This is a genomic window from Pseudomonas sp. ICMP 8385 (assembly GCF_002699915.1).
In the GTDB taxonomy this organism is placed as follows: domain Bacteria; phylum Pseudomonadota; class Gammaproteobacteria; order Pseudomonadales; family Pseudomonadaceae; genus Aquipseudomonas; species Aquipseudomonas gessardii.
This window is the reverse complement of sequence record NZ_LKBY01000100.1, coordinates 42,115-54,923: the sequence shown is the minus strand read 5'-3', so window position 1 is coordinate 54,923 and position 12,809 is coordinate 42,115. Positions and strand designations below refer to the sequence as shown.

The following is a 12,809-nucleotide window of genomic DNA, read 5'->3' as shown; positions in this document are numbered from 1 at the left end:
TCTATCCTCGATCTGTCTCCCAACAACGACAAGATTGAGGTAGCCCATGCGTGAAGTAGTGATCGTCGACAGCGTGCGAACCGGCCTGGCCAAGTCCTTTCGCGGCAAGTTCAACCAGACCCGCCCCGATGACATGGCCGCGCATTGCGTCAACGCCCTGCTGAGCCGCAGCGGCATCGACCCGGCCAGTGTCGAGGATTGCATTGTCGGCGCCGGCTCCAACGAAGGCGCCCAGGGCTACAACATCGGCCGTAACGTGGCGGTGCTGTCGCGCCTGGGCACCGGCACCGCCGGCATGACCCTCAACCGCTTCTGCTCCTCCGGGCTACAGGCGATTGCCATCGCGGCCAACCAGATCGCCTCGGGGTGCAGCGACATCATTGTCGCCGGTGGCGTCGAGTCCATCAGCCTGACCCTGAAGAGCGTGAATACCGACCACCTGATCAACCCGTTGCTCAAGGAGCAGGTGCCGGGCATCTACTTCCCCATGGGCCAGACCGCCGAGATTGTCGCCCGCCGCTATAACGTCAGCCGCGAAGAACAGGACCTGTACGCCCTGCAAAGCCAGCAGCGCACCGCCCAGGCCCAGGCCGACGGGTTGTTTGACGATGAAATCGTGGCCATGGCGGTCAAGTACAAGGTCGAGGACAAGAACAGCGGTGATGTGCAAATTCTCGATGGCGTGGTCGACCGCGACGACTGCAACCGCCCGGACACCACCCTGGCCAGCCTGAGCGGGCTCAAGCCGGTGTTTGCCGAGGACGGCTCGGTGACGGCGGGCAACTCCTCGCAATTGTCCGATGGCGCGTCGATGACCCTGGTGATGAGCCTGGAAAAAGCCCTGCAACTGGGGCTCAAGCCCAAGGCGTTTTTCCGTGGCTTTACCGTCGCCGGCTGCGAGCCGGACGAGATGGGCATCGGCCCGGTGTTCTCGGTGCCCAAACTGCTCAAGGCCCGTGGCCTGCAAGTGGCGGACATCGACCTGTGGGAACTCAACGAGGCGTTTGCGTCCCAGTGCCTGTATGCGCGCAATCGCCTGGAGATCGACAATGCCCGCTACAACGTCAATGGCGGCTCGATTTCCATCGGCCATCCGTTCGGCATGACCGGCTCGCGGCAGGTGGGGCATCTGGTGCGTGAGTTGCAACGGCGTAACCTGCGCTACGGCATCGTCACCATGTGCGTGGGCGGCGGGATGGGGGCGACCGGGTTGTTCGAGGCTGTGCGCTGATCTATAAAACACAGCAGATCAAATGTGGGAGCGGGCTTGCCCGCGATAGCGGTGTGTCAGTCACAGTTGCATTAACTGATCCACCGCTATCGCGAGCAAGCCCGCTCCCACAGTTGATTTGTGGTGTGCCTGATAAAAAATTTCGCCAAGGTTTACCCACATCCCCCTAGAATGCGGGCTCCTCTACCTCTGGCTCTTGGGGCACTCATGCACATCTCTTCCGGCCGCTGGGTCTACGGTTTATCTCTGACCCTGCTGACCGCGCTGCTCTGGGGCATTCTGCCGATCAAGCTCAAACAGGTGCTGCAGGTGATGGACCCGATCACCGTGACCTGGTTTCGCCTGATGGTGTCCGGCAGTTGCCTGTTCGTCTACCTGGCCGCCGTCAAGCGCCTGCCCAGCCCGAAAGTCCTGGGCAAGCGCGGTGGCTGGCTGGTGGTGATGGCCGTGTGCGGCCTGGTGGGCAACTACGTGCTCTACCTGGTCGGGCTGAAGATGTTGAGCCCCGGTACGGCGCAACTGGTGGTGCAGATGGGGCCGATCTTTTTGATGATCGCCAGTGTGTTCCTGTTCAAGGAGCGTTTCAGCCTGGGGCAGGGCGTTGGCTTGCTGGTATTGATCATTGGCTTTGGGCTGTTTTTCAACCAGCGCCTGGCCGAGTTGTTGACGTCCCTGGGCACCTACACCGCCGGGGTGCTGACGATTCTGCTGGCGACCACCATCTGGGTGTTCTATGCCCTGGGCCAGAAGCAATTGCTCACGGTGTGGAATTCGCTGCAGGTGATGATGGTGATCTACCTGTGCTGCGCGTTTTTGCTGCTGCCCTGGGTGCATCCCATGGAGGCGCTGCAACTGAGCCCGTTGCAGGGCTGGCTGTTGCTGGCGTGCTGTTTCAATACGCTGGTTGCCTATGGCGCCTTTGCCGAGGCCCTGGCCCACTGGGAAGCGTCGCGGGTCAGTGCGACCCTGGCGATCACGCCGTTGGTGACCTTTGTCGCCGTGGCGATCGCGGCCTGGTTATGGCCCGACTATGTGCAGGCCGAGCAGATCAACGGCCTGGGGTATGGCGGCGCGGTGCTGGTGGTGCTGGGATCGGCGTCGGTGGCGTTGGCCCCGTCCTTGATCGCCGGGCTCAAGGCCCGGCGCGCAAGGTTGGCCCACCTTTAGGTCAATGCCCGGCTTCGAGCATATTCTGCGGGCGTACCCACTGGTCGAACTCGGCATCGGTGAGGTAGCCCAGCGCCAGTGCGGCTTCGCGCAGTGTCAGCCCTTCGGCATAGGCTTTCTTGGCAATCTCTGCCGATTTGTCATAGCCGATATGCGGGTTCAGTGCTGTCACCAGCATCAGGCCCCGTTCCAGGTGCGCAGCCATTTGCTCGGCGTCGGGCTCCAGGCCCGCGATGCAATGTTCCTGGAAGTTGCGGCAGCCGTCGGCCAGCAAGCGGATCGACTCCAGCAGGTTGTGGATAATCACCGGCTTGTACACGTTCAACTGCAAATGCCCTTGGCTGGCGGCAATGCCGATGGTCACGTCGTTGCCCAAGACCTGGCAGGCCAGCATCGACAGCGCTTCGCACTGGGTCGGGTTGACCTTACCGGGCATGATCGAACTGCCCGGCTCATTGGCCGGCAGGCGCACTTCGGCCAGCCCCGCCCGTGGGCCCGAGCCCAGCAGGCGCAGGTCGTTGGCGATTTTCATCAAGGCCACGGCCAGGGTTTTCAGGGCGCCGGACAGGGTGGTCAGCGGCTCATGGCCCGACAGCGCGGCGAACTTGTTGGGGGCGGTGACAAACGGCAGCCCGGACAACGCGGCGATTTCCGCGGCAATCGCCTCGCCAAAGCCATGGGGCGAGTTCAGGCCGGTGCCGACCGCCGTACCGCCCTGGGCCAGCTCGTAGACGGCGGGCAGGGCACTGCGAATGGCGCGCTCGGCGTAGTCCAGTTGCGCGATAAACGCCGAGACCTCCTGGCCGAAGGTGATGGGCGTGGCGTCCATCATATGGGTGCGGCCGGTCTTGACCAGCTTCATATGGCGCGCCGACAACTCCGCCAGCCCGCCGGATAGCTCGCGCAGCGCCGGCAACAGTTGCTCGTGCACCGCCTGCACGGTGGCAATGCTCATGGCCGTGGGGAAGCAGTCGTTGGAACTCTGGGAGCGGTTGACATGATCGTTGGGGTGCACCGGGCTCTTGCCGCCACGGGGCTTGCCCGACAGCTCGTTGGCGCGGCCGGCGATCACTTCATTGGCGTTCATATTGCTCTGGGTGCCACTGCCGGTCTGCCAGACCACCAGCGGGAACTGGTCATCGTGCTGGCCTGCAAGGACTTCATCGGCGGCCTGTTCGATCAGCCGGGCGATATCGGCGGGCAGGTCGCCATTGCGGTCGTTGACCCGCGCCGCGGCTTTCTTGATCAGGGCCAGGGCGTGCAGGACCGCCAGCGGCATGCGTTGCTCGCCGATGGCGAAATTGACCAGTGAACGCTGGGTCTGTGCTCCCCAGTAAGCGTCATCCGGGACGTGTACTTCGCCCAGGCTGTCGGTTTCGATACGGCTCATCGCAGGGACTCTCCTTGTGGTCGGTTTGCGCAGTTTAGGCCCTGGGCGCGCGTTTGGGTTCCATAAAAGCCATTTCATCGGCCAGCCCCCCGCAAAACCAAGTCCTACAAGGCGTGGGGTTGAGTGCCGGTGTTTTTTAGGCGCAGAATGGTCGCCCTTGGGGTATTACCTCGCCAGCTAGAAAGGAAACTCGATGACTCGTCTTCGTGCCATCTGTACCGCGGTTGCTCTGGTCTGTGCCAGCGGCCAGGTGCTTGCCGATACCGCCAGCCACAATGCCAGTGCCGAAGCTTTCCTGACCCTGGCCCACGCCGACAAGCTGGGCACCCCGGTGTACATGCAAGTGCAGCAAATGTTCGCCCAGCGTTTCGAGCAGACCAAGGCGCCTGCCGCCAAGCAAACCGTGCTCGACACCTACCAGGCCAAGGCCAACGCCGCCCTGGACCAGGCCATTGGTTGGAACAAGCTCAAGCCGGACATGGTCAAGCTGTACACCAGTAACTTCAGCGAATCCGAACTCAAGGACCTGGTTGCCTTCTACAAGTCGCCACTGGGCAAGAAAGTCCTGGAGAAAATGCCGCAGCTGACCCAGCAATCGGCCCAACTGACCCAGGCCAAGCTGGAAAGCGCGGTGCCGGTGGTCAACAAGCTGCTGGAAGACATGACCAACGAACTGGCTCCGGCGAAAAAAGCCGCCGCGCCTGCCAAGAAGTAAGTGGAGCCAGGAATGACCATGCAACAGCGCATCGAGACGGCACTGGCCGCCCTGAGCCCGGACCACCTGAGTGTGCTGGACGAAAGCCATATGCACAGCCGTGGATTGCAGACGCATTTCAAGGCCGTGCTGGTCAGCCAGCAGTTCGACGGGCTCAACCGCGTCAAGCGCCACCAGAAGGTCTACGCCACCCTGGGCGAGCTGATGAGCGAGTTCCATGCGCTGGCGCTGCACACCTACACGCCTGAAGAATGGGCAAAAACCGACGCAGCCCCGGCCTCGCCGACCTGCGCTGGCGGGAGCAAACACTGAGATCCGGCTCCTAAAAAGGCCTGTGTTTTGCTAGAATCCGCAACGCGCCGCTCAGTCGGCGCGTTTTTTTTGCATCCGGTTCACCCTTTACGAGGGTAGCCACCTGGAGAGAACACCCATGACCCACCCGATCGTCGTGGCGGCACTGTATAAGTTCGTCACCCTCGAAGATTACGTCGCCCTGCGCGAGCCCCTGTTGCAGGCCATGGTCGACAACGGTATCAAGGGCACCTTGCTGATCGCCGAAGAAGGCATCAACGGCACCGTTTCCGGCAGCCGTGAAGGCATTGATGGCCTGATGGTCTGGCTGAAGAACGACCCACGCATGGTCGATATCGACCACAAAGAGTCGTACTGCGACGAGCAGCCGTTCTACCGCACCAAGGTCAAGCTGAAAAAAGAGATCGTGACCCTGGGCGTTGAAGGCGTTGACCCCAACAAACAAGTCGGCACCTATGTTGATCCACAAGACTGGAACGCGCTGATCAACGATCCAGAAGTGCTGTTGATCGACACCCGTAACGACTATGAAGTGTCGATCGGCACCTTTGAAGGCGCGATCGACCCGAAAACCACGAGTTTTCGCGAATTTCCCGACTATATCAAAGCCAACTTCGACCCGGCCAAGCACAAGAAGGTCGCCATGTTCTGCACCGGCGGCATTCGTTGTGAAAAAGCCTCGAGCTATATGCTCAGCGAAGGCTTTGACGAGGTGTATCACCTCAAGGGCGGCATCCTCAAATACCTCGAAGAGGTGCCCCAGGCCGAGACCAAATGGCAGGGCGACTGCTTTGTCTTCGATAACCGCGTGACCGTGCGCCACGACTTGAGCGAAGGTGACTACGATCAATGTCATGCCTGCCGTACACCGGTTAGCGTAGAGGACCGCGCATCCGAGCATTACGTGGCCGGCATCAGTTGCCCGCACTGCTGGGATAAGCTGTCCGAGAAGACCCGTCGCAGTGCGATCGATCGCCAGAAGCAGATCGAGCTGGCCAAGGCCCGCAATATGCCGCACCCGATTGGCTACAACTACAAGCAATCATCCACCGAGGCTTGAACCATGTCCGCGCGCCTGCTCTATGTAATGGACCCGATGTGTTCCTGGTGCTGGGGGTTTGCCCCGGTGGCCAAGGCCCTGGTTGAGCAGGCCCGGGCAGCGGGTGTGGAACTGCACCTGGTGGTGGGCGGTTTGCGCACTGGCAGCGGCGCGGCGCTGGAGCCGACCACCCGGCGCTATATCCTGGAGCACTGGCAAGCGGTGACCGAAGCCACTGGCCAGCCGTTCCGCCTGGAAGGTGCCTTGCCTGACGGTTTTGTGTATGACACGGAGCCGGCCTGCCGGGCCCTGGTTACCGCGCGCGGCCTGGCGCCGGATTGCGCCTGGGCCTTGCTCGGGCTGATCCAGCAGGCCTTTTATGTCGAAGGGCGCGATGTGACCCGCGCCAGTGTGCTGGTGGAACTGGCCGAGACCGCCGGGGTGCCGCGCATCGAGTTTGCCGAGGCCTTTGACCGCGCCGAGCAACATGCCGCCACGGCCGCCGATTTTACCTGGGTCCAGGACCTGGGCATCGCCGGGTTCCCCACGTTGCTGGCCGAGCGCAATGGTCAGCTGGCGTTGTTGACCAACGGCTACCAGCCGCTGTCCGAGCTGTCGCCGTTGCTCGGTCGCTGGCTGGAGCGAGCTGCCTGTGCATGATCAGCCTCAGCCCCCCGAGCTCCCCGCACGCATTGATCGGCTGACCTGGGCAGAAATCCGCCGCCTGGCCCTGCGCCATAAAAAAGCGTTGTGGATCGCCAATGGGGTCGCCGTGCTGGCAACCCTGTGCAGTGTGCCGATTCCCTTGCTCCTGCCCCTGCTGGTGGACGAAGTGTTGCTGGGCAATGGCGATGCCGCGTTGCAGGTGATGAACCATGCGTTGCCGGCGGTCTGGCAGCAGGCCGCCGGCTATATCGGCCTGATGCTGCTGGTCACCCTGGTGCTGCGTTGCGCGGCCCTGGTGTTCAACGTGGTGCAGGCGCGCCTGTTTGCCGGGCTGGCCAAGGACATTGTCTACCGCATCCGCGTGCGCCTGATCGAACGGCTCAAGCGCATTTCCCTGAGTGAATACGAAAGCCTGGGCGGCGGCACGGTGACTACGCACTTGGTCACCGACTTGGACACGGTGGACAAGTTTGTCGGGGAAACCTTGAGCCGGTTCCTGGTGGCTACCCTGACCCTGGTCGGCACTTCCGGGATCCTGATGTGGATGCACTGGAAGCTGGCCCTGTTGATCCTGTTGTTCAACCCGTTGGTGATCTACGCCACGGTGCAGTTGGGCAAGCGGGTCAAGCACCTGAAGAAGCTGGAAAACGACAGCACCTCGCGGTTTACCCAGGCCCTGACGGAAACCCTGGACGCTATCCAGGAGGTGCGCGCCGGCAATCGCCAGGGCTTTTTCCTCGGGCGCCTGGGGCAGCGCGCCCAGGAAGTGCGCGACTTTGCCATCAACTCCCAGTGGAAAAGCGATGCCTCCAGCCGCGCCAGTGGCCTGTTGTTCCAGTTCGGGATTGATATCTTCCGTGCGGCGGCGATGCTCACCGTGTTGTTTTCCGACCTGTCCATCGGCCAGATGCTCGCGGTGTTCAGCTACCTGTGGTTTATGATCGGCCCGGTGGAGCAGTTGCTCAACCTGCAATACGCCTACTACGCCGCCGGTGGCGCGCTGACGCGGATCAACGAACTGCTGGCCCGCGCCGACGAGCCGCAATATGCCGGGGGCGAGGACCCGTTTACCGGGCGCGAAACCGTCGGCATCGAGGTGCGGGGCCTGGACTTTGGCTATGGCGAAGACCTGGTGCTCAACCAGTTGAACCTGGCCATCGCCCCTGGCGAAAAAGTGGCGATTGTCGGCGCCAGTGGCGGCGGCAAAAGTACCCTGGTGCAACTGCTGCTGGGGCTCTACACCCCACAGGCGGGGACGATTCGCTTCGGCGGCGCGACCCAGCAGGCGATTGGCCTGGAAACCATCCGCGAGCATGTCGCGGTGGTGCTGCAGCATCCGGCACTGTTCAACGACACCGTGCGCGCCAACCTGACCATGGGCCGCGAGCGCAGCGACCAGGCCTGTTGGCAGGCCCTTGAAATTGCCCAGCTGGATGCTACGGTCAAGGGGCTGCCCCAGGGCCTGGACAGTATTGTTGGGCGTTCGGGCGTACGTTTGTCCGGTGGCCAGCGCCAACGCCTGGCGATTGCCCGGATGGTGCTGGCCGAGCCCAAGGTGGTGATCCTCGACGAAGCCACCTCGGCCCTGGATGCGGCCACCGAATACAACCTGCACCAGGCGCTGGCGCGGTTTCTCAGTGGGCGTACTACACTGATCATTGCTCACCGTTTGTCGGCGGTGAAGCAGGCTGATAGGGTATTGGTGTTTGACGGCGGGCACATTGCCGAAGACGGCGACCACCAGCAACTGATAGCCGATGGCGGTTTATACGCCAAGCTTTATGGACACTTGCAACAAGTTCGCTGAAACGCTCCCGTCTCCGATCCTGGAGCGCGCGCGCGCGTTCGGCCTTGGCTGTGCTGTCAGGAGCAGTTTTTACTCGCCTGTGCTGATGCAAGGGATCTCATGAAGCAGAAGCGAACTCTCGGAACACCCAAGTTGTTGGGCATCGTCTGGCCCTTTATTGCCGTTGTGCTGTTCCAGGCCTTGCTGGGCTGCGTCAGCCTCTACGTGCTGTCGGCCGTGCGCGGTTATGTGGCGGGCGAGAGCCTGTGGTCCAAGGGGCAGAAAGATGCCATCTACTACCTGACCCTGTACGCCGATAATCGCGACCAGGCGACTTTTCTCAAATACCAGAACGCCATTGCCGTGCCTCAGGGCGGGCACGAGTTGCGTATCGCCCTGGATCGCCCCAATCCTGACCTGGCGGCTGCGCGCCTGGGGATTCTCAAGGGCGGCAACCATCCCGATGATGTGTCGAGCCTGATCTGGCTATACCTCAACTTTCGCCATTTCAGCTACCTGGAAAAAGCCATCGAGCTGTGGACCGTGGGCGATGGCTACCTGGTACAGCTCGATGACCTGGCGCAGGAGATGCACCGGACAATCCTCGCCAACCGGGTCAGCGGTCGCGACATCCAGGCCTGGAAAGAACGCATCATCGCCATCAACGATGGCGTGACACCGGCGGCCAAGGCCTTCAGCGACGCCCTGGGCGAAGGCTCGCGGATGATTCTGCGCCTGTTGCTGATCACCAACCTGGCCACCGCCCTGGGCCTGATCGCCTTGGCCTTGTTACGCACCCGCAAGCTCTTGACCCAGCGCCATGCGTTTGCCGATGCCTTGCAACTGGAGCGGGAGCGGGCGCAGATCACCCTGGAGTCCATCGGCGACGGGGTGATCACCACCGATGTCGACGGGGCTATCGCCTATATGAACCCGGCGGCGGAATCCCTGACCCACTGGAACGCCGCCCAGGCCCAGGGCCTGCCGTTGGCCGCGTTGTTCAACCTGCTGGATGAAAACGCCCAGGTCGATGGGTTTACCCTGATCGAGCACATTCTGGGTGGCCAACTCAGCGGTGGCAGCGAGCACTCCAAGCTGATCCAGCGCCTGGATGGCAGCACCGTCTCCGTGACCCTGGTGGGCGCGCCGATCCGCAGTGCCGGCAAAGTCAGCGGTGCGGTGCTGGTGTTGCATGACATGACCCAGGAGCGCCAATACATTGCCAACCTGTCCTGGCAGGCGACTCATGATGCCTTGACCGGCCTGGCCAACCGGCGTGAATTTGAATACCGCCTGGAACAGGTGCTGCATGGCATCGGGCGCCAGCAGTCGGGGCGCCATGCCTTGATGTTCCTCGACCTGGACCAGTTCAAGCTGGTCAACGACACCTGTGGCCACGCGGCGGGCGATGAGTTGCTACGGCATATCTGCGCCTTGCTGCAATCGGACCTGCGCGAAGGCGATACCCTGGCCCGCCTGGGCGGTGATGAGTTCGGCATTCTGCTGGAGAACTGCCCGGCGCCGGCGGCGGAAAAAATCGCCGAAAGCCTACGCAATACCGTACAAAACCTGCACTTCGTCTGGAAAGGCCGACCGTTTGTCACCACGGTCAGTATCGGCCTGGTGCATATCTCGCACACCCCGACCACCCTGGAGACGTCCCTGCGCGCCGCAGACATGGCCTGCTACATGGCCAAGGAAAAAGGCCGCAACCGGGTGCAGGTCTATCACGCCGATGACACCGAGCTGTCCTTGCGCTTTGGCGAAATGGCCTGGATCCAGCGCCTGCACATGGCCCTGGAGGAGGACCGCTTTTGCCTGTACTCCCAGGAAATCGCGCCCTTGGGCCACACCGCAGCGGGGACCGGGCATATCGAAATCCTGCTGCGCCTGCACGATGAGGCGGGGCGGATCATCTTGCCCGACAGCTTTATCCCGGCCGCCGAACGCTACGGGTTGATGACCTCCCTGGACCGCTGGGTGGTGGAGAACGTGTTCAAGCTCATTGCCCGCTGCATGATCGAGCGACCGGGCAGGCCCATGGCGATGTGTGCGATCAACCTGTCGGGCATTACCATCGGCGATGACGACTTCCTGCGCTTCCTGCGGGAGCGGTTCACCGCCTATGGCATTCCTCCGGGCATGATCTGTTTTGAAATCACAGAAACCAGCGCCATCTCGAATTTGGGTAGTGCAATTCGTTTTATCAATGAACTCAAGGCGTTAGGTTGTTACTTCTCGCTGGATGACTTTTGTGCCGGAATGTCCTCATTCGCCTACCTCAAACATTTACCTGTAGACTTCCTGAAGATCGATGGAAGTTTCGTAAAGGATATGCTGGACGACCCGATTAACCGTGCCATGGTCGAAGTGATCAATCACATCGGCCATGTCATGGGTAAGCGCACGATTGCCGAGTTTGTCGAAACGCCGCACATCGAGCAGGCCTTGCTCGAGATCGGCGTGGACTATGCTCAGGGCTACCTGATTGAACGCCCGCAATTGTTTACCTTCGATAGTCTGCAGTGTCGACCTGCGCGCCCGCAGCCCCTGTTATTCAGGGCGCCCGGCACATTCCGCTGAAACATCTACTGGTCTGTACACATCACACATCAAAAGGATCCCGACAGTGATCGACACATTCAGCAGAACCGGCCCGCTTATGGAAGCCTCAAGCTACCCTACCTGGGCTCAGCAATTGATCCAGGATTGTAGCGAGAGCAAGCGCCGGGTTGTCGAACACGAACTGTACCAGCGCATGCGCGATAACAAGCTCAGTGCCAAGACCATGCGCCACTACCTGATCGGTGGCTGGCCAGTGGTGGAACAGTTTGCGTTGTACATGGCACAAAACCTGACCAAGACCAAGTTCGCCCGCCACCCTGGCGAGGATATGGCGCGACGTTGGTTGATGCGCAATATTCGCGTGGAACTCAATCATGCCGATTATTGGATGCATTGGGCACGCGCCCATGGCGTAGGCCTGGAAGAACTGCAGGCGCAGAACGTACCGCCCGAGTTGCACGCACTGAGTCATTGGTGCTGGCACACCAGTTCGGCCGATTCGTTGATCGTGGCCATTGCCGCCACCAACTATGCGATCGAGGGGGCCACTGGGGAGTGGTCTGCACTGGTATGTTCGACGGGCGTGTATGCCGCTGCTTTCCCTGAAGAGGATCGCAAGCGCGCCATGAAGTGGCTGAAGATGCATGCCCAGTACGACGACGCCCACCCGTGGGAAGCGCTGGAGATCATCTGCACCCTGGCGGGGATGAACCCGAGCAAGGCGTTGCAAGTGGAACTGCGCCAGGCTGTGTGCAAGAGTTACGACTATATGTACCTGTTCCTGGAGCGCTGCATGCAATTGGAGAAAGCCCCAGTGACCCGCGAGCGCCAGGTACTGGCGGCCAGCGAAGCCTGACCCAGGCAGGGCGGGGTAGCGTTTACCCCGCCATTGCCAGGCGGTTGCGGCCTTCGCGCTTGGCCACATACAAGGCATTGTCGGCCCGGCGCAGCAGGCTCTCGGCCGACTCGCCCGCCAGCAAGGTCGCGCAACCCAGGCTCACCGTCAATTCGATCCGCGTGGTGTCCGCCCAGTAGTCCTGGGCCTGCGCTGCCTGGCGCAGGCGTTCGCCAACCAGGGCCGCAGCATCCCGGCCGGTGTTGGACAGCAGGATCAGAAACTCTTCGCCGCCAAACCGAAACACCATGTCTACATTGCGCAACTGGCCCTTGATCGAGGCCGCGACGGCCTTGAGCACCTTGTCGCCGGTGGCGTGGCCGTGGCTGTCATTGATGCGCTTGAAGTGATCGATGTCGAGCATCAGCAAGGACAGCGGATGCAAGTGCCGCCTGGCCATCTCGATCTCCCGGCCCAGGGTCTGGTCCATGGCGATCCGGTTGCCGGTCTCGGTCAGTGGATCGCGCAGGGCACTGCGGGTCGCGGCGCGATACAGCAGGGCATTGCGCATGGGGTAGAGCAGGCTGGCCAGCAGTGACTCCAGGTGGCCCTGTTCCTCTTCGCTGAAGCGCTGGTTGCGGCGAAACGCCAGTTCCCCCAGGTGTTCGCCCTGGTGGCTGAGGTGATAGCTCACGCAATGATGGCCGCGCTGGCCATAGTCCAGGCGCAGGTCGCTGGCTTCATGGCGATATTGCAGGGCATCCAGGGGGACCAGGCGCTGCACTTCGCGAAAGAACAGGCCCAGGATCCGCTCGGCTTCGAGGCTGGTCTGCAATTGCAGGCTCAGTTGCTGGCGCAGTTGCGCGAGGCTGGTGGGGCGCCGTGCGACAAGGGCGGGCTGGCCAAAGCCCAGGCGTTGCAATTTGGCACTGTCGAAGTCAATTGCGTTGGTCTGGGTGGGTGTTTTCATAAACGAATGGCCTCTAAGCACTTAATGCTGTCTTACAGGCTCGATGGGAGCGGCCACTGGTAGGCGTCTTACTGTTCCTTCAGTTCCGTAAAACCTGGGGAACAGTTTAGTCCGCTTTGCCAGGGGTTATAAC

The 12,809-nt window shown here is 61.8% G+C and carries 11 protein-coding genes; 9 read left to right on the top strand and 2 right to left on the bottom strand.

Annotation, left to right across the window (positions count from 1 at the left end; genetic code table 11):
* The first annotated feature begins 46 nt into the window (after positions 1-46).
* Both AO268_RS15135 and AO268_RS15130 read left to right on the top strand, forming a co-directional pair.
* Positions 47-1,231 (top strand): thiolase family protein, encoded by a 1,185-nt coding sequence (locus AO268_RS15135; protein ID WP_099169141.1) that lies wholly within the window; start codon positions 47-49, stop codon positions 1,229-1,231.
* Between the two features lie 207 nt (positions 1,232-1,438).
* Positions 1,439-2,398 carry a DMT family transporter gene (locus tag AO268_RS15130; protein WP_099169140.1) on the top strand — a complete coding sequence of 320 codons (960 nt, stop codon included), beginning with the start codon at positions 1,439-1,441 and terminating at the stop codon, positions 2,396-2,398.
* Between the two features lies 1 nt (position 2,399).
* Here the strand turns inward: AO268_RS15130 and AO268_RS15125 are convergent, their stop codons facing one another.
* The gene (locus tag AO268_RS15125) at positions 2,400-3,788 is read right to left on the bottom strand and encodes a class II fumarate hydratase (RefSeq protein ID WP_099169139.1); all 1,389 of its coding nucleotides are present in this window, start codon (positions 3,786-3,788) and stop codon (positions 2,400-2,402) included.
* A gap of 193 nt (positions 3,789-3,981) precedes the next feature.
* Here AO268_RS15125 and AO268_RS15120 point away from each other — a divergent pair, with 193 nt between their 5' ends.
* From AO268_RS15120 to AO268_RS15090, 7 genes are all read left to right on the top strand, one after another.
* Positions 3,982-4,503 (top strand): DUF2059 domain-containing protein, encoded by a 522-nt coding sequence (locus AO268_RS15120; protein ID WP_029298732.1) that lies wholly within the window; start codon positions 3,982-3,984, stop codon positions 4,501-4,503.
* Between the two features lie 12 nt (positions 4,504-4,515).
* A complete protein-coding gene (locus AO268_RS15115) occupies positions 4,516-4,815 on the top strand; it encodes a BolA family protein (protein WP_099169138.1) in 300 nt (99 codons plus the stop codon).
* A gap of 118 nt (positions 4,816-4,933) precedes the next feature.
* Positions 4,934-5,875, top strand: a complete 942-nt coding sequence (trhO, locus tag AO268_RS15110) for an oxygen-dependent tRNA uridine(34) hydroxylase TrhO (RefSeq protein ID WP_099169137.1) — start codon at positions 4,934-4,936, stop codon at positions 5,873-5,875.
* A gap of 36 nt (positions 5,876-5,911) precedes the next feature.
* Positions 5,912-6,514, top strand: a complete 603-nt coding sequence (locus AO268_RS15105; RefSeq protein ID WP_169864742.1) for a DsbA family protein — start codon at positions 5,912-5,914, stop codon at positions 6,512-6,514.
* A complete protein-coding gene (locus AO268_RS15100) occupies positions 6,507-8,327 on the top strand; it encodes an ABC transporter ATP-binding protein (RefSeq protein ID WP_099169135.1) in 1,821 nt (606 codons plus the stop codon). The genes AO268_RS15105 and AO268_RS15100 overlap by 8 nt, the downstream gene beginning before the upstream one ends.
* A gap of 99 nt (positions 8,328-8,426) precedes the next feature.
* Positions 8,427-10,889 carry an EAL domain-containing protein gene (locus AO268_RS15095; RefSeq protein ID WP_099169134.1) on the top strand — a complete coding sequence of 821 codons (2,463 nt, stop codon included), beginning with the start codon at positions 8,427-8,429 and terminating at the stop codon, positions 10,887-10,889.
* A gap of 79 nt (positions 10,890-10,968) precedes the next feature.
* Positions 10,969-11,727 carry a TenA family transcriptional regulator gene (locus AO268_RS15090; RefSeq protein WP_232243941.1) on the top strand — a complete coding sequence of 253 codons (759 nt, stop codon included), beginning with the start codon at positions 10,969-10,971 and terminating at the stop codon, positions 11,725-11,727.
* Between the two features lie 22 nt (positions 11,728-11,749).
* On the opposite strand, the gene AO268_RS15085 is transcribed toward AO268_RS15090, so the two are convergent.
* The gene (locus AO268_RS15085; RefSeq protein ID WP_099169132.1) at positions 11,750-12,676 is read right to left on the bottom strand and encodes a GGDEF domain-containing protein; all 927 of its coding nucleotides are present in this window, start codon (positions 12,674-12,676) and stop codon (positions 11,750-11,752) included.
* Positions 12,677-12,809 lie beyond the last annotated feature (133 nt).